At 54.6% G+C, this 18,009-nt stretch carries 15 protein-coding genes; 6 read left to right on the top strand and 9 right to left on the bottom strand.

The window, feature by feature from the left end:
* Positions 1-30: 30 nt before the first annotated feature.
* The 5 genes from JMN36_RS02810 to gndA all read right to left on the bottom strand — a co-directional run bounded on the left by JMN36_RS02810 (position 31) and on the right by gndA (position 6,709).
* Positions 31-1,713: a vWA domain-containing protein gene (locus JMN36_RS02810; protein ID WP_204088419.1), complete on the bottom strand. Its 1,683-nt coding sequence runs from the start codon at positions 1,711-1,713 to the stop codon at positions 31-33.
* A gap of 9 nt (positions 1,714-1,722) precedes the next feature.
* Positions 1,723-2,655, bottom strand: a complete 933-nt coding sequence (locus JMN36_RS02805; protein WP_221923834.1) for a 3-methyladenine DNA glycosylase — start codon at positions 2,653-2,655, stop codon at positions 1,723-1,725.
* A gap of 65 nt (positions 2,656-2,720) precedes the next feature.
* Entirely contained in the window at positions 2,721-3,779 is a 1,059-nt protein-coding gene (locus tag JMN36_RS02800; RefSeq protein ID WP_204088420.1) for a hemolysin family protein, read from the bottom strand.
* A complete protein-coding gene (locus JMN36_RS02795) occupies positions 3,780-5,177 on the bottom strand; it encodes a hemolysin family protein (RefSeq protein WP_221923802.1) in 1,398 nt (465 codons plus the stop codon).
* A gap of 68 nt (positions 5,178-5,245) precedes the next feature.
* On the bottom strand, positions 5,246-6,709 hold the full coding sequence (gene gndA, locus JMN36_RS02790) for an NADP-dependent phosphogluconate dehydrogenase (RefSeq protein WP_204088422.1): 1,464 nt from the start codon (positions 6,707-6,709) through the stop codon (positions 5,246-5,248).
* 67 nt (positions 6,710-6,776) lie between these two features.
* Between gndA and JMN36_RS02785 the strand changes: the two genes are divergently transcribed.
* Entirely contained in the window at positions 6,777-7,298 is a 522-nt protein-coding gene (locus tag JMN36_RS02785; protein WP_204088423.1) for a PaaI family thioesterase, read from the top strand.
* On the opposite strand, the gene JMN36_RS02780 is transcribed toward JMN36_RS02785, so the two are convergent.
* Positions 7,264-8,700 (bottom strand): NAD(P)/FAD-dependent oxidoreductase, encoded by a 1,437-nt coding sequence (locus JMN36_RS02780; protein ID WP_204088424.1) that lies wholly within the window; start codon positions 8,698-8,700, stop codon positions 7,264-7,266. The genes JMN36_RS02785 and JMN36_RS02780 overlap by 35 nt on opposite strands.
* Positions 8,701-9,094: 394 nt before the next feature.
* Here JMN36_RS02780 and JMN36_RS02775 point away from each other — a divergent pair, with 394 nt between their 5' ends.
* Positions 9,095-10,372 carry an SAM-dependent methyltransferase gene (locus tag JMN36_RS02775; RefSeq protein WP_204088425.1) on the top strand — a complete coding sequence of 426 codons (1,278 nt, stop codon included), beginning with the start codon at positions 9,095-9,097 and terminating at the stop codon, positions 10,370-10,372.
* On the opposite strand, the gene JMN36_RS02770 is transcribed toward JMN36_RS02775, so the two are convergent.
* From JMN36_RS02770 to JMN36_RS02760, 3 genes are all read right to left on the bottom strand, one after another.
* On the bottom strand, positions 10,311-11,078 hold the full coding sequence (locus tag JMN36_RS02770) for a DedA family protein (RefSeq protein ID WP_221923801.1): 768 nt from the start codon (positions 11,076-11,078) through the stop codon (positions 10,311-10,313). The two genes, JMN36_RS02775 and JMN36_RS02770, sit on opposite strands and share 62 nt — an antisense overlap.
* 153 nt (positions 11,079-11,231) lie before the next feature.
* Positions 11,232-11,768, bottom strand: coding sequence for a phosphoribosyltransferase (locus tag JMN36_RS02765; RefSeq protein WP_012731523.1), 537 nt, complete (start codon positions 11,766-11,768; stop codon positions 11,232-11,234).
* Positions 11,769-11,975: 207 nt separating this feature from the next.
* On the bottom strand, positions 11,976-13,298 hold the full coding sequence (locus JMN36_RS02760) for an MFS transporter (protein WP_236881922.1): 1,323 nt from the start codon (positions 13,296-13,298) through the stop codon (positions 11,976-11,978).
* A gap of 322 nt (positions 13,299-13,620) precedes the next feature.
* Between JMN36_RS02760 and JMN36_RS02755 the strand changes: the two genes are divergently transcribed.
* The 4 genes from JMN36_RS02755 (at position 13,621) to JMN36_RS02740 (ending at position 18,004) form a co-directional block, all read left to right on the top strand.
* Positions 13,621-15,006 (top strand): TrkH family potassium uptake protein, encoded by a 1,386-nt coding sequence (locus JMN36_RS02755; RefSeq protein ID WP_204088427.1) that lies wholly within the window; start codon positions 13,621-13,623, stop codon positions 15,004-15,006.
* A 101-nt stretch (positions 15,007-15,107) separates the two neighbouring features.
* On the top strand, positions 15,108-15,794 hold the full coding sequence (locus JMN36_RS02750; protein WP_204088428.1) for a potassium channel family protein: 687 nt from the start codon (positions 15,108-15,110) through the stop codon (positions 15,792-15,794).
* 1 nt (position 15,795) lies between these two features.
* A complete protein-coding gene (locus tag JMN36_RS02745) occupies positions 15,796-17,295 on the top strand; it encodes a SulP family inorganic anion transporter (RefSeq protein WP_221923800.1) in 1,500 nt (499 codons plus the stop codon).
* Between the two features lie 13 nt (positions 17,296-17,308).
* Entirely contained in the window at positions 17,309-18,004 is a 696-nt protein-coding gene (locus JMN36_RS02740; RefSeq protein WP_330927125.1) for a cation efflux transmembrane domain-containing protein, read from the top strand.
* Positions 18,005-18,009: the final 5 nt, after the last annotated feature.

Genomic DNA, 18,009 nt, shown 5'->3' with positions numbered 1-18,009 from the left:
GAGCGTTTGGCTTTTCAGTCAGCTACGAATCTAACCTGCCAGGGCGTCGGTCATTGCTTGGGGGAATGATTTGTCTGTGGCATTCGGGATAGCGTGGTAACGACCGTTGGTTAATTGGCTCACTTCGCGGAGCCACGGGTCCACCTTGTCGCCGAGAGCGATGACATCGACTTGTACAGAGGATTGCTTGTTGATGATATCGGCCTGAAGGCGAGCGTTAGCTGCGTTCATGGACTGTCCCGCATTCGTTGACCCCGTCACGATAACGACGCGCTTGGGAGCAGGTCCGCTAATTGACGCATTGAGCATCGCTGCGACGGTCGATTCATACAGGAACGGGGTGCCGCCCGTCGTGAGCCCGTTAACCATCGACGCACTCCGAGCCCCGTGGTCACCGATGCTGAGGTCAACATGGTTTCGATAGGGTTGGACCCTTTCCATGGGCGAGGAAAAACTCCATAACGACGTCACCCGCCCGTACTGTCCCGCTTCTTGCAGGCTTCGGGCACTCTCGCGCTGGATAACGCCAAAATAGTTGCGCATAGATTCCGACGTGTCGATCAGCAGTAGTGTCGACGCCGGGGCAGGACGTTGTTGATTCGCCTTATCAGGTTTTTGTTCGGACTTAGCCTGGTCCTTTGCCGCGTCCTTCTTTACTGGGGACTGTTGAGCGGTCGCTTTATCGGTTGTGGCCTCGCCATCAGTGTTCCCTGAAGCCTGACTATTCATCTCCCTCGTGGTGGAGTTAGTCACTGTCACCGGTGGAAGCTCGCCACTGACCTGGTTCGACGCAGCGTAAGCCAGTTCTTTGGTGTCGTTCGATAGGGAACCATGGGCAGGAGTTTTCTCAGCAGCCTGCGATTCCGAATGAGAGCGGGCGAATTCTGAAAAATCCGCGGCAGCCCGTGCTTGGTATTCGGTAACCCGAGGGCTAGAGCTCATTGTCAGAAGTGGGAAATCAACCGTCGCGTCACCGATCGGTGAGAACGCCGTGTTGTCGCCCCCAAGCGACTGCGGAGCCGCTACAGAAGAATTTCCCTTCCCACTTGAGACGGACGAGACCGCATCCGAAAGAGAAGTGGGGGAAAGGGTGGCAGCAACTTCACGTGCCGACGCATCACGCGCTTGAGGATCCATGCCGGCTGGATGATCTTTAGCGAATTGGGCACTAGCCGCATAAGCAGACCACGTCGAGTCGCGCGGATACGCCGGTGCGCCCGGTGCTTTGTCTTGTGCCGAGTTCTTGGAGTGGATCGCCCCCAATTGTTGGCGATCAACGAGCACCGACGAATCGATTTCTGCTTCGCTGCCGTCCAAAGCGGTCCCACCGGGATTATCCTGCGTTGAACCCGGGAGGCTACCAGCGGGTATCCACGCCGCGGGGAGATCCCCCTCGGGCGAATGGAACAAAGCTATCGTTTGCGCTGTATTCGCATATGTGATCTTCGGTGTGATACACGAATCATGGGTGGACGGATTCGACTTCGAATAGTCCGACGTCAACTTCTCAGCCGTAGCCTTGGCCGAAGGGTCAGCAATGACGTTGAGAACCGTCGACCGGTCACACTCAGCAGCGTTAGACGACGATTTATTCCGACTGACGAAAACCACAGACAAGGCAGCGAGAAGTGCGAGCACGATGACAATAACAAAGGCCACCCACACCCATCGTGCAAAGCGTAATTGCCGTGTTCCTGATCGATGATTCGCCATAACGCAATGTTACAACGTTAAATCTGAGGTGCGAATGATATCAATGAGCTTCGTCCGTAGGTCGGAGGCGCGCTGAGAAAATTCGCGTTGGGCAGCGACATATTGTGCTTTCCCCTCGGGCGTCTCAATGGGCACCGCGGTAAAACCCCACTCGGTGAGGTCATAGGGTGAGGCTTCCATATCCAGTTTCCGGATATCGCATGCTAAACGGAATGTATCCAGCCAGAGTTCACCCGGCACGAGGGGGCCTAATTTCGTTGCCCATTTATATAAATCCATGTTTGCGTGCAAGCATACGCCCTGTTCACACAGTGGTTGTGTTTCCCGCGATGGGTGGAACTTATTGCGGGGGACGGCGTCGGGGGTGAAGAATCGAAAAGCGTCATAGTGCGTGCACCGCACGGAATGAGTTTCAACCACCCGGTTCGTCGCCTCTGGTCCTAGCCTGAGCGGTTCCGGGTGCCGAGGTCGTCCTCGATAAACCATCGCCCATTCGTGGAGGCCAAAGCAATCAAAGTGCGTGGGGTTGGACAGTGTTTGGGTCAGCAGATTCTCAATGTAGCGGAACGTCGAGCCTCGATCTGCCCACAACGCAGCAGTGTCCAATGTCGTGACGGTATGGCCATGGAGCTGATCCGCAATGATACCAGCGTCCTCAAGCGCAACGGTGGGGATAGATTCGCTATCAACTGCGGTGAAATACTTCATAGCAGGAGCATCAACGAGATACACACCGTGGCCAGGTGACCAATGACTGAGTTTCCCTGGGGTGACAGGGTAGTAATGGAAGATAAAGTCCCACACCGGATGCCGTTGTCCGCGAGAGGCGCGTTCAAGGTGATCTTTAGTCAACCTTGTGACCGTGTCCTTATGAGCATTCCGACGCATTACCCACTCTGATGGGAAAAGAATGGTGGGGCGAAATGTTGTCCAAGTCAGCATAATGTCTGAGGTCGAATTCCTTTGCTGTCGTGGGGTAGTAGCCACGTCGGGGTTAGTCGTCTGCCTTAGTCATCGTGGGTACTATCGCGCACGGTTCCTACATATTCCTCGATCAAATCCTCGAGGGTCACGATTCCGTATTGATGCCCGCCATCTACCACTTGCGCAATATGACGAGAGCGTCCACGCATGAGCCGCAGCGCTTGGTCCATAGGAGTAGAGGGGGAGAAGGTGATGAGCGGTCGGATTTCCCTGCGCGCTAACACCGTTTTCGGGTCAGAGTGGGGTGGGATTTCGCGGTCCAAAATGTCTTTGACGTGGACGTAGCCTAAGTAGGTGCCATCTCTGCCTGTCACGGGGAAACGTGAAAAGCCAGTATCGGCGACGGCCTTTTCCACATCGCCCATCATCGGACCACTGCCGCGCAAAGGCACTGTACGGACTTCGTCGGCAGGGATGAGGACCTCGTCGATATGCCGACGTGGGGACGCTAAGGCCTTGTTCAGCCGAGAGTGCTCTTCTGCGTCGATCAGGCCTTCCTGACGTGAATCAGCGATCATGCGCGCTAGTTCCGACGGGCTAACAGTGGTGTCCAGCTCATCCTTCTGTGTGATGCCAACAGCTGCCAGCGTGATACGTGCTACCCAGTTGAAGAAAAGAATGATGGGACGCGTTATTTTCACGAACATAACGTGGATAGGCACGAGCCACATCGCGACGTTTTCTGGGCCTGCGAGCGCAATATTCTTCGGCACCATCTCGCCCAGAATGATGTGAAGAATAGAAACCAAGAGTAGTGCGAGCGCAAATCCAATGGGATGTAGTAACTCGTCGGGGACGCCGAGAGCCGCTGCGGGGGTTTCAATGAGATGGGAGACGGCTGGTTCGCCAACCTTGCCGAGCAAGAGGCTAGCAACAGTGACGCCGAATTGAGCTCCGGCTAGGTTCATGGATAGGTGCTCGGTGGCATTAATCACTGCGCGTGCTCTGGTATCCCCGGACTCGAGGATCGATTCCAGCCGGTCTTTACGGGAAGAAATGAGGGCAAACTCTGCTCCCACAAAGAATGCGTTCAACGCGATAAGGAAGAGGGCGAATACGAGAGCCCATAGGTCGCCGATCATTTATTCCCCCTCTCGCAGTGGCAGATTGTTGTTGTTTTCTGCACTTGTCATCGCAGATGCTTGTTCGGGAGCGATGGGGGTAAGAAGCACCCGATCTACTCGTCGGTCATCCATCGATGTCACTCGGGCCGACCAGGATAAAGGATTAGTTTCGACAACATTGGTGTCTGGATTTGGCAAAACGATGATGTCGCCCTCGACGGGAATCCGTTTGAGGTTCGTCATGACTAGGCCACCCAGAGTTTCATAAGGCCCCTCCGGGGCCTTATAGCCAAGCCGAGACTCCAACTCATCAATGCGCACGAGCCCAGAGCAATCCCACGACGTTCCCGATTGCCTTATCTCCGTCTCAGTTTCGGTGTCATCGTGTTCGTCGAAGACAGCGCCGAGGATTTCTTCGACCATGTCCTCAATAGTGACGATGCCGCTCGTTCCGCCATACTCGTCGGCAACCATGGCCATTTCGCACCCTGATTGTCGAACAATTTTCAGGACACTGTCACCGTCGAGACTAGTGGGCACGACGGGCGCAGGATCGGCGTAATCGATCACTAATGTTGAATCGCGTTGATCCGTCGGAAAGGTGAATGCCTTTTTAACGTGGATGACGCCGAGAGTGTTATCGAGATCGCCGTCTGTGATGGGGAAGCGAGAGTGCCCTGTCTCCATGGCGAGGGTAAGCAAATCTGTCATTGAGGCGTCTTTTTCGAGAGCCTCGACTTTGGCACGAGGAGTCATAATTTCGTCGGCCGAGACATCGCCGAATTTGAGCGATCGGTCAATGAGTGTGGCTTGATTTTTTGACATACCTCCATGAAGAGCCGAGTTTCGCACCAGCGCACCCAGCTCCTGGGGTGAGCGTGCCGACGCTAGCTCGTCGGCGGGCTCGATCCCCATTTTTCTCACCAAATGATTGGCGGACCAATTCAACGTTTTAATGAATGGCGAGAAAAACCGGTTGAAATACACGACTGGCCGGACCGTGATCTTAGCGGCTTTCATGGGATTGGTGATCGCTATATTCTTTGGAACAAGCTCACCATAAACCATGGACAGAAGTGCCGCGATAATCATCGCGATAATCAACGCGATGGACTGCGAGGCAGAGGGGGAAATCCCGACCACTTCAAGTAGCGGAGTAATAAATGTGGACAGCACCGGCTCTGCTAAATAGCCTGTGGCCAGCGTCGTTAATGTAATACCGAGCTGTGCCCCGGACAAATGAAAGGAAAGGTTTTGATGTGCCTTTCCCACCAGTTTGCCCAATGGGGAGGTGTCTTCCTGAATAGTGGAATTTTCCAGACCAGTGAGCGCGAATTCCACCGCCACGAATACTCCCGTGCCGGCGGTCAACGCGATGAAACCGATAATGCCCAGAATACTTAATGCAATGTCCATAGTTGGTAGCTAGTGTAGATCCGCCAGACGACGGGAGTAATCCCGACAGGGGAGTGACCGGTCGTCAGTTACGCTTCAACCTCTGAGCGATCGCCCGACCACAGCGTGTGGAAGGAACCATCTTTGTCGATCCGGCGGTAGGTGTGGGCGCCGAAGAAATCACGCTGTGCCTGAATGAGTGTCGCGGGAAGCCGCTCAGCACGGAGCGAATCATAGTATGACAATGACGACGCGAAGACGGGGATAGGTAGCCCCATTTGCGTCGCAGATACGACAATGCGTCGCCAGGAATCCACCAGGTTGGACATCTGTTCCGTGAAGTATGGATCCAAGAGGAGGAGCTGGAGATCCGGGTTCTGGTCATACGCTTCGCGAATTCGGTTGAGGAATTTCGCGCGAATGATGCAGCCGCCTCGCCAGATCGTTGCTAAGTCACGGGGATCGACGTTCCATTCGTGCTCTGCTGACCCGGCCTTAATTTCATCGAAACCTTGGGCATAGGCCACCATCTTCGATGCGTAGAGTGCCCGTCGCACATCCTCGATGAAGCTCTCCCGTTCCTCAACAGAAATGGGTGAGTGGAGAGAACCGCTGGGGAGATTCCCCTGTGTGGCGGTGCGTTGTGCAGTAGCGCCAGACAACGCGCGTGCGAAGACCGCTTCGCCGATACCTGTGACAGGAATTCCCAGGTCAAGGGCAGCTTTTACTGTCCAGCGGCCGGTTCCCTTCTGGCCTGCGCTGTCAACGATGACGTCAACGAGCGGTTTCCCGGTTTCACTATCAACATGGGAGAGGACTTCTGCGGTGATTTCAACCAGGTACGAGTCCAGATCACCCTTGTTCCATTCCCGGAAAACGTCGGCGATCTCTGCTGGTTCCATGTTCGCGCCGTAACGGAGCAGGTGGTAGGCCTCGCCAATGACCTGCATATCGGCATACTCAATGCCGTTGTGGACCATCTTCACAAAGTGGCCCGCACCATTAGGACCGATGTGTGTGCAGCACGGTGTGCCGTCAACCTGTGCGGCAATAGATTCCAGTAACGGGCCGAGAGACTTATATGACTCTTCTGGGCCACCAGGCATGATGGAGGGGCCGTTGAGAGCGCCTTCTTCGCCACCGGAAATTCCAGCTCCGACGAAGTGCAATCCGCGAGCAGCAATTTCCCGTTCGCGGCGGATGGTATCCGTGTAGAGAGAGTTACCGCCATCAATAATGATGTCGCCTTCCTCCATAGCATCGGCCAGCTGTGAAATGACGGCATCGGTCGCCGCACCAGCTTTCACCATGATGAGGGCGCGACGCGGGCGCTCAAGAGAAGCAACGAATTCTTCAATCGTCGACGACGCAATGAATGAACCAGTGTCACCAAAGTCCGACATAAACGCGTCAGTTTTTTCGTGAGAACGGTTGTACACCGCGACCGTGTAGCCGTGCGATGCAAAATTACGGGCAATATTTGAGCCCATCACTGCGAGCCCGACGACTCCGATATTGGCTAGGTTGCCTTGTGCTGTGGAGGTATCACTCATGACCCCTGAGTCTAGCGTGTTCTATTTTCGACGTCTGACAGTGCATATATCAGTACGATGGTGATCTATGAGTTTTGTCGAAAAATTCGGAATTTCCACGCAGCGTCAACTAACTGATGAGGAATTAGCTGAGCTCAATGGCGGTGCCGTGTACGGAGAGGAAACTCCTGAAGCAGGATCGGGCTCTGCTCTTCCGCACGGTTTAGACCAAACCCTGGGCATGACCTTTACTGCGGTGGGTCCCGAAAGGGTTGAGGGCAGGATCGTGATCGATCAGCGCCACGTTCAGCCATGGGGTGTGACGAATGGTGGCGTGTACTGCGCGATTGGTGAGTCTATTGCGTCTATCGCGGGATTTATCGCCGCTGGGGGACAGGCAACTGTGATGGGAGTAAATAACAACACAGATTTCTTTCGCCCGTCGCGCCCAGGGGATATCTTGCGCGCGATCGCCAGGCCGGTGAACCTTGGCCGAACTTTCCAGGTATGGGAAGTCCTTATCGCGAATGAACGCACTGAGAAGCTTGTTGCTCGGACAAACCTTCGAACGTCGGTTATTCCGCAGTCTTCCACTTCTCAGCAGGGTTAGGGGTACCCAGTTTCCGGGTCTCCCGGACCTCTGCAGCCTTGGGGGATTCGACCGCTAGTTTGTCGAGCCCGTTGCGTGCATACAGCTGCTGTTGCGTGGTGTCCAAGTGCCACCGTTTGGGGGAGATGGAATTGAGTCCCCAGCTGACCATCGATACTAGCCTGTTGCGGAAGCCCACAATGAAGGCCAGGTGAACCAGCAGCCACGTGACCCACCCAAAGAATCCAGCGAACTCAACTTTATCCAGTTTAACGACTGCCTGGAACCGGGAGACTGTGGCCATGGAGCCCTTATCAAAGTACTCGAAGTCAGGGCGCTCCTCGTACGACCGTCCCCGTGTTTCTTGGGCGATCTGTTCGGCAGCATACTTGCCCCCCTGGATAGCCACCTGGGCGACACCGGGAAGCTTATCGAGTGACATCATGTCGCCGACGACGAAGATATCACGATGATTGCCCACGGTGAGGTCAGCATTGACGGGTACACGCCCGGCGCGGTCAACGTCGACACCACTTTGTTTTGCGATGATGGCACCCAGGGGAGAGGCTGCCACGCCGGCAGACCAAATCTTGCATGAGGCCTCGATGGTTGTCTCTTCGCCTGACTCGAGATTCTTGTACGTCAGACCGCGCTTATTGACGTCCGTCACTATTGAGCCGAGAATAATTTCGACTCCCATACGCCGTAGCTGATTAGCGGCTTTTCTACCCAATCGTTTGCCAAACGGCGGAAGTACTTGAGGTGCTCCGTCAATGAGGATGATGCGCGCGTCCGCAGGGTCGAAGTTGGAGTATTCTCCCGTCAGAGTCCGGTTCGCCATCTCGGCAACCTGCCCGGCTAGCTCCACACCGGTGGGACCTGCGCCGACAATGGCGAAGGTGAGAAGGCGATCGCGCTCACGCTGATCGGTCGTCATCTCGGCACGTTCGAATGCGCTAATAATGCGGGAACGGATCTCAAGGGCATCGTCGATGCTCTTCATCCCCGGTGCGTACTTCGCGAATTGGTCGTTGCCGAAGTAGGACTGGCCTGCGCCCGCCGCCACAATTAAAGAATCGTAAGGAAATACTAACTCGTGACCATCTTGCGACGCTGTGACGGTCTTCGCTTCTGCGTCGACATCCTGGACTTCGCCTCGAGCAACATGAATGTTGGGATCGGCATGGAATATTTGCCGAATCGACGAAGCGATTTCACCTGGGGAGAGAATGCCGGTTGCCACTTGATACAGCAGTGGTTGGAAGACGTGGGTATTGTTTCGGTCAATGATTGTGACGTCGACATTTTCGTTGGCAAGTCGCTTCGCCGCGAAAATCCCGCCGAACCCGGCGCCGATGATAACGACGCGGTGTTGAGAATCGTGGGAAGCGGGGGTGTTGTGGTTCGTTGTTTCGGAGGGCATAGGTCTCCTTCGGTGGGATATATCGTGCTTGGTCAGGGGATCACGAAAAGTGTCGCCACACATCAGTGTATGTCGGATCACACAGTATGTAACCAATCACACTATAGTGTCAGGCGTAAGTGTGGTAATTGCCGGGTTCATTCGCGAAGCTAGTCAATGGTTACTTAGTAACTCATGACGGCCCGCGGGGACGTGTGGCGTGGTGCAAACCACCAAGCCCTTATCCGCGGTAGTTTTAGGGCGGGTAGAAAGTAGACAAAAGGCGCATATACCAGCACTAAATGGGGTCAGCGTCGGCACGAAGAGTCGGAAGGGAGTAGCCGCACAGGTGAAAAACAAAGGGCATATTGACCCCACAACGTGGCCTAACCTCGTCCGAGAACCCTCCGCACCCATGATGGGGGCGAGAGCTAGTGCAGTCCACGATCGACTCGAAGAATTCCTCGACTCCGTAGATATTTCTGTGCCGGACGAACCCATCGGAATTGGAGACATCGATCCCGAACCACCTATTGCCTACAACCCTGAAGCAATATTTTCGTCGGAACCGATGCGGATGTCGGTCTATGACCCCAATGTCATGAACCGCATGGTCGACTCCGGTTTCCTCGGACTCGGCGAGGGATATGTCGCGGGAGAATGGGACGCGATACCTCTAGCCGACGTACTAGCAACGCTGCTCGACCACGACATTGAGGCCGGATGGGGGAAAATGCTGTCCCGATGGTCGCGGAACAAAGTGACCGGCGTACCCCGTGCAGGTGAACTGCCCCTCGAACTCATCGAACTGTGCACCGGCCCCTCAAAAACATGGGGAAGCCCCCTGTTCGCGACGAGCTCGCGAACATCGGTCACCGAGACGTTGAATTGGAAAAACAAAACCACCATTGTCGACGTGACACGGTACGAATCGCCGCAGTCAGTGTCATATGACGATATCGAGTCCGCCCAGTACCGACGCGTGAACCAGATGTTGGATGAATGCCGCGTCGGACCTGGCTCGCGGGTGCTCGAGTTCCCGGCTTCAAGTGCGACGCTTGCCGTGACTGCTGCTCGACGAGGCGCCACCGTCGATGTTCTCACCTCGGACCCCGTTTACGCTGAGGATATACGGCGCATTGTGCGGGAAGAGAAGCTGGCGGGCGCCGTTCACGTGGAAACCATCAGTGGGCCGATACCGAGCCCGCGGCAATGGTCGGGTGTGTATGACGCCATCATGTCGGTTGAACGCATGGAAACGATGGGAATAGGAGGCTTGCGCCCGTTTTTGCGAGCAATCGGTCGGATGCTGTCCCCCGGTGGTCGGGCGTGCATACAGAGCGTTATTAACACTGGTCTGTCGGAGAACTCTCTCCAAGCTCTTGGGATCATGCGGGGCTATGTGTGGCCAGCGTTGGAATATCCGACGGTGGAAAACGTCCGTGATGCGTTAATGCGGTATACCGATCTGGTGGAACGGGCGGAAGTTCATTGCGGCGATCATTTGCGTGTCACGCTGCCCCTATGGCGACGTGAATTCGCAATTAATCGCGATGCTGCAGCAGCTGCTGGTTTTGATCGTGTTTACCGACGTTTGTGGTTCTATGTCTTAGCGCTGCAAGAAGCCTTGTTTATGCGCGGTGAATTGGATGTCGCTCAGTTTGTTCTTCTAAAGCCGAAGAAGAGCGAGTAGAGGAAGAGGCGTTGGAAGGCTCGGCAACGAATTCCGACGCAACGTCTGCGGAGTCTTCCTTAGCGTCCTGGGTGCCTTGGGCATTCTGATCGGTCTGATCCCGATTACTGCGGTGCTTCCTCCACGCGAGTTGGGTGGCCTTGACCAAAGCCGGTATGACGACGGACAACAGTCCAAGGACAATAAACCAGTGAACGTATTTGTCGATTAGAGGAATACCCCCTAACCAGTACCCAATTGCGATCACTCCTGCGCCCCATACCGTGCTACCGATGACGGACCAGAGAGTGAACGTTCGGTGTTTCATGCCAGAAACGCCCGCAACGACGGGTGTCAGAGTGCGCACCACGCCGATGAAACGCGCGAGCATCACGGTGGGAGCGCCGAATCGATCAAAGAAATGATGGGTGCGATCAAGAGCTCGGGGCCCCATCCAGGTCATCGCTCTGGATTCGAGAATTCGTGGGCCAACCTTGCGCCCAAACAAGAAGCCGACCTGGTCGCCTGCGATTGCGGCGAGGGGAACGGTGAGCATGAGTTGCCACACGTGCGCGAAGGGGTGAGGCTGGGCTGCCAAAATACCCGCGGTGAACAGCAGAGTATCACCGGGGAAGATGAAGCCAATGAGCATGCCGGTTTCCATGAAGATGATGGCGAGGACGCCAATGAAGCCGAAAGCATTGATCAGCATATTGACGTCGAACATGCTTCGCTCACACCCCAATCAACTCAGATCGTGTAGTCGTCGACGGGAGCCCCGCCATTAGTCTTGCTCTCAAGCGCTCTAGGCTACTCCATGTTGCCTGCGACGCGCAGTGGAGCTGCTACGGCGAGCATCCCGTTGCTCATGGGGCAAGGATTACTTGTTAGTGGGCTTAACCGGGGGCAGAGTCGACCACGGGAAATTAATCCACTTATCTGTGTATTTCCATACGTAGTCAGATTTAATGACGGACTGAGGCTTTTCGTAAATAACCGCGGTGCGGGACTCTTTGACCGTTTCTTTGCAGAATTCCTGCACGAGCTCCAGTGTTTTTCCAGTATCGGCGACGTCGTCGGCAATGAGGACTTTCATTCCCGTGAGATCTACCGCGTCCGGAGTGGGTGGCAGCATGATGGGCGTTTCAAGACGCTCATTGATGCCGGTATAAAACTCGACGTTGATGACGGATACGTTCTTAATCCCCATGGCGTATCCCAGCGCGCCACCGATCAGGAGACCACCGCGCGCGATGGACAAGATGAGGTCAGGCTCGTAGTCATCAATGACCGTTTGAGCGAGCTCACGCATGGCGCAACCGAACTTTTCGTATGTCAGCTCCTCGCGGTCGCCTTCGGTTGCTCCGTCGATAACTGGGCCCTTGTTTTTGTCTGATGAGTTTGTTGACGCCGTCATATCCTTGTCCTCGTTGTCGCAGGGAACTGATCCGTGCCAGCACGTCGGCCACATGATCGACGAGTCACACTGGCTCCGGCTGAAAAGCCGTGTACCGATTGTAAAACAGACCGTCGCGTCACCAGGAATAGGAGAGTGGGGGAGAACGAAACGTAGAGGCCGTTGGACTACGTCCCTCTACGTCACTTTATGTCCCACTATGTTTCACTACGTTTCGCTCATGTCTTTGTGCTTGGTTTCTGGGATCACCCAAATCGCAATCATGGATATCACGGTGGTGACAGCGAGGTATACACCGACCATGTCAACACTGAACCGTGTGACCAGCCATGTCGCGATGAAGGGTGCGATGGCAGCTCCCAGAATCGATGCAAGATTGTACGCGATTCCCGAGCCGGTGTAGCGGACGTTAGTGGGGAAGAGTTCCGGCAGAACTGCGGACATGGGGCTGAAAATGCACCCCATCACGCCCATTCCCACGATGAGGAAGATCAGTACCGTCATTTTGTTCGCTGACTCGGAATTCAGTAACACGGGGAACAGAGCCGCGAAAATGAGCATGGCGATCGATGACGTGAGTAGCGATTTCCGACGGCCCCGTTTATCGGCGCCCAGGGCTGCAAATGGAATGGTTCCCATAAACATCAATACTGAGATGAGCTGTAGAACAAGGAATTCTTCGTAAGGAATTCCCAGCCCAGCTGAATCCTCGGGTTTTCCAATGCCGTACGACAAAATCCACGTCGTAATGAGGTAGAAGAGTGTGTAGCAGGACACCATAACTAAGGTGCCTTGGATGATTTGGACCCATGACGTCTTGAAGACTTCCGCGAGTGGTGCGTCGACCCGCTTGCCGGATTCAACGGCTTTCTTGAAGACGGGGGTTTCTTCTAATGAGAAGCGAACCCATAGCCCGATGATGACCATGACTGAAGAGAAGAGGAACGGAATACGCCATCCCCACGACATGAATGCGCCAGACGTGTCACCGATGGTGTAACCCAATGTGGTTGCGAGGATGAGGAAGGATCCGTTGGCCACCAGGAAACCAATCGGTGCTCCCAATTGCGGCCACATCGCAGCCCACGCTCTTTTATCTTTTGACGCGGTTTCTGTGGCCAGAAGTGCTGCCCCCGACCATTCTCCGCCGAGGCCGAGCCCCTGGCTGAACCTCATGAGTGCTAAAAGTGCAGGCGCGAATAAGCCGATGGTCCCATACGTCGGTAATAAACCAATGATAAATGTCGCTATACCCATGGTGAGTAACGAGGCGACTAGCGTTGCTTTGCGGCCGATTCGGTCGCCGAAATGCCCAAAGACGACGGAGCCCAGTGGCCGACCGAGAAAAGCGAGCCCGAACGTCGCAAAGGATGCGAAAAGTTTAACGGTCGGGTCGTCATTATCTGGAAAGAATAAATAGGGGAAAACAGCTACCGCAGCTGTGGCGTAAACATAGAAATCATAAAACTCGATTGTTGTTCCCACCATGGATGCGACGATAATTTTCCGACGCATCGACGGGTCTGTCATTGGGGAGACTGTACCAGGGGAGACGGTAGTGGAACCCGGCGCTCGGGTAGCAGAAGTCACGCGAATAGTCCTTATTACTCAATACACGCTTTAGGTATGTACATGCTTCACGTATTTATGGGCAGATGACTGATATAGCAAAGAGGTTGGCTATAGGACCTTGGATGACTAGTAGGCAGGGGTGGCGCCATCTAGGCACGTCAAGTAGGCATAGAATACTTTCCCGAAATATGAAAAACAAGTCTCATATAATGGAATTATCTGCTAGGGCTTTGTGGATCCGACTAGCACCTAGCGGCATGCAGGCCTACTATTCCCTCTCGTGGCAAAGAGAAGGATAGGTGGGCGCTCCCTTAATCCGACACAGTTAGTGTCCATCGGGTTCTTTGGGCTCATCGTGATCGGCGCTCTAGCGCTGATGATGCCGTTTTCCAGTGCTACGCACACGGTGACGGACCCATTAACAGCAATTTTTACGTCGACGTCGGCGGTCTCGCTGACGGGTCTGACCGTCGTGGACACGGGAGGTCATTGGAGCATTACGGGCAAGATAATAATTGCCACCCTCATTCAGCTGAGTGGTCTGGGAATCATGAGCTTGACGTCTCTAGCCGGGATGATTCTCACGGGCCGGTTCGGTCTACGACTGCGGATGAATGCTGCTGCGGAAGGGCGCACATTATCCATTGGTGACGTGAAGTCCACTCTCATTGCGACTCTTGGTTTCACAGCCTTGGTAGAAGGCGTTGTGAGTCTGATGTTGGCATCGCGATTTGCCAATAAGTACGGAATGTCGGTTGATCGCGCGATGGGGGAAGGCCTCTTCCATGCAATTTCATCATTTAACAACGCGGGCTTTGGCCTTCGAAAAAATAATCTCGTTCCGTATGCCGCGGATGCGTGGATCCTCCTTCCTCTGGCTGGTGCCATCATCATTGGCGGATTGGGCTTCCCGGTCCTCCGCGAACTCGTCACGAGGCTGAGGATTCGTGTGTTACGAGGCTGGAACTGGTCAAGCAGAGATAAGCGACTAGGCCATCTCAGTGTGACTTCCCGTCTAGCTCTAATTGGAACAGCCGTTTTGGTTCTAGGCGGCTGGTTTGTGATTGGTGTCCTGGAGTGGAACAAAGCCATGGCTGGAATGCCGATCGGTGAAAAAATTCTCACCGCTTTTTTCCAATCCGTAACCCCCCGTACCGCAGGTTTTAACTCAGTAGATTACGGGCAGTTTCATCCGTCGACACTTTTTATCACTGATATTTTTATGTTCATCGGTGGTGGTTCGGCAGGAACCGCGGGTGGCATTAAAATTTCAACGCTTCTTGTTCTCGTGGCAGCGATGATTGCAGAATTCCGTGGCGAGACCGACACCGTCATTGGCCACCGAAAAATCTCCTATTCGGTTGTCCGGCAGGCGATGACAGTATTCGCGTTGGGAATCATGTTGGTCGCGGTCGGTGTCATCTCGTTGATGTTGATCGAAAACAAGTTCACTGGTTCCCAAATTCTGTTTGAAGTCACCTCAGCATTCGGCACTGTCGGTTTGACGACCGGTATCACGCCATCGTTGCAGGGCTCGTCGCAAATTATTTTGTGCTTTATTATGTATCTGGGGCGCATTGGTCCGATCACCTTGGTGACTGCGCTAGCCGGTCGGGATAAAGCGCGGCGCTTTTCCTATCCGGAAGAACGGCCGTTCATTGGCTAGACGCTGGGACGAGAGTAGTTTTTAAAGTCCTGGTGAGGTGGAATAGCGTCGTCCACCCGCGTCAGGATTAGTAAAATCGCAACTAGGGGAGGACAATCCCGATGGTGCATTTCATTTCATCAACAACCCGTCCAAGGATGAATCTGGCGCCGGTAGTTATTGTTGGCTTAGGCCGCTTCGGCTCTGCAATGGCTAGGGAACTGACGGACCACGGTGTCGAAGTGATGGGAATAGACAGTAGGCAGCGGATGGTCCAGAACGCGGCCGATATCGTCACGAATACTGCCGTCGCTGACGCTACTGATATTGAGGCCCTTCGTCAGTTGGGTGTTGATCAGGTTGGCCGAGCTGTTGTTGCGATTGGATCTAATCTTGAGGCCTCAATCTTGACCGCATCGAATCTGATGGAACTAGGGGTTAAGGATGTGTGGGCCAAAGCGGATTCTAAGGCCCATGGACGAATTTTGACTCAATTGGGAGTTCACCACGTGGTCCGCCCAGAGGCCGATACCGGCCGTCGGGTAGCGCACATGTTAGGGGGCCATATTCAGGAATTCGTCCAGTTCGACAAGGGCTATAGCATGATTATGACGAAGCCGAATAAAGTGCTTCTTCGCGATCCATTGGACAACCGTCGCTTGTGGGAGGATTACAAAGTGCACGTCGTCTCAGTTCGGAGCGATGGTGGCCAGTGGGTTCCGGCGACTGATGGTCGTGATTTTGAATCTACGGATGCACTCATCGTGGCAGGAAGTCCAGAGCGGATTGAAACATTTGCTCGGAAATAGTGTGAAGGATGCTATTACCGACCATCCAGTGACGATCGGTTCTTTCCGGTCGGCTTTGTCCTCATGGGATCGGTTCCGTACGGAGATCTTCGGCGGGCTGGTGACCTCACTCGCTCTTATCCCAGAAGTGATTTCTTTCTCGATCGTTGAGGGTGTTGATCCGCGAGTTGGCTTATTCACATCCTTCGTCATGTGTGTGGCGATCGCTTTTACCGGCGGCAGGCCCGCGATGGTCACTGCGGCGGCAGGATCAGTGGCATTAGTCGTGGCCCCGCTGGTGAAAAACCACGGAGTGGAGTATCTGGTCCCCGCGGTGTTGTTGGCGGGGATGATTCAGATTGCTCTGGGGCTCGGCGGCGTCGCCAATTTAATGCGCTTTATTCCGCGAAGCGTGATGAACGGGTTCGTGAATGCCCTGGCTATCCTCATTTTTCTCGCTCAACTCCAGCATGTCATTCATGTGCCGGGGATGGTCTACGTGCTGGTTGCCATAAGCCTTGCCATTATGGTTATCTGGCCGCGCGTGAACAGAGTCATTCCAGGTCCCTTGGTGGCCATTGTGGTGGTAACAGCGTTGGCCATTCTGGGGCATATCGACGTTCCCACCGTCCGTGATCAGGGAGAACTGCCCCATGGGGTCCCGTCGTTGATCATTCCGGATGTGATGTTCGGCTTTCGCCATTTCGGGGTTATCGCGCCGTATGCCCTGGGCGCTGCCATCGTTGGGCTGATCGAGTCGTTGCTTACCGCGAAACTTGTTGATGACATCACAGACCAACACTCTGATAAAACGAGGGAGTCATGGGGACTGGGGATCTCGAATGTCGCTAGTGCCTTTGTCGGAGGTCAGGGTGGCTGTGCGATGATCGGGCAGACGATGATCAATGTGCGGCATGCCCAGGCTCGTACGCGCTTCTCGACCCTTCTGGCTGGCATATTTCTTCTCGTGCTTGTGGTTTCACTCGGGGAGATCGTCGGACAGATTCCGATGGCGGCATTGGTCGCTGTGATGTTCGTCGTCGCCTTTTCGACGATGGACTGGCACTCGGTCGATCCGAGAACGCTCAGGAGGATGCCGCTGAGTGAGACGGCGGTGATGGGTGTGACGATTATCGCGACAGTGGTTACCAACAACCTAGCTGTCGGAGTCGTGTGCGGGGTAGTGGGTGCCAGTGTGATGTTTGTTCGTCGCGTTGCCCATATGGTGACCGTGGAGCAGGTGGACAATTCCTCCGACACCAGTCGATATCGAGTTCGGGGACAGTTGTTTTTTGCGTCGAGTAACGACGTGGTGTTCAGCTTTAATTACACTGACCCTGCGAAAATTATTGAAATCGATGTCTCCGAGGCCGAAGTGTGGGATTCTTCCGCCGTATCTGCTTTGGAATCCATCGCCTACAAGTACCGTCAGCGCGGTAAACATGTTCACGTCGTTGGAGCAACGGGCGCCAGCTTAGAGCGTCTGCGTCGATTGTCCTCACTGGCGATCGCTGAAGAGTAATCATCGCAGGCAGGTGGGGTGCGGATGTGTCGTTTCCGGCCGAGGAGCGCACAATAAAGCTGTGAATGAAATAGGTAGTTCCCGCCGTGTTCACCAGTTACAACGTCGTATTCGTTTTATAGTCGCGTTTACGATTGCATACAACATAGTCGAAGCTGTGGTAACAGTGAGCGCGGGACGGCTTGCCTCCTCGGGCGCGTTGGTGAGTTTCGGTCTCGATTCGACGATTGAAGTTGCCTCTGCAGTAGCAATCGCGTGGCAATATAGCCGACGAGACCCTGAGCGGTGGGAGAAACCCACGCTGCGGTTGATCGCATGGTTGTTCTTCTTACTGGCCGCGTACGTCGCTGTGGAGGCAGTGATCACTTTGGTGAATCATCGGGAACCTGATCACAGTGCTGTCGGATTAGGCATGGTGATAGCAAGTGTCATCATCATGCCCTTGGTGTCATTCCTTGAAAGAGACGCAGGCCGGGCCTTAGGTTCCTCGAGCGCGGTGGCTGACTCTAAACAAACTTTGGTGTGCGCGTACTTGTCAGTGACTGTGCTGGTCGGATTGCTTATGGATTGGCTCTTCGGATGGTGGTGGGCCGATCCTGTAGCTGCATTGGTCGTGGCTGCTCTTGCTCTTCATGAGGGAAAGGAAGCGTGGGAAGGGGAATCGTGCGCTGCCTCGTCACATGAGGCGCTTGCCGCCACTGAGGGATAGCAGTT

This window comes from Corynebacterium pseudokroppenstedtii, from assembly GCF_019754945.1.
GTDB lineage: Bacteria > Actinomycetota > Actinomycetes > Mycobacteriales > Mycobacteriaceae > Corynebacterium > Corynebacterium pseudokroppenstedtii.
This window is presented reverse-complemented; position numbering and strand designations above follow the sequence as displayed.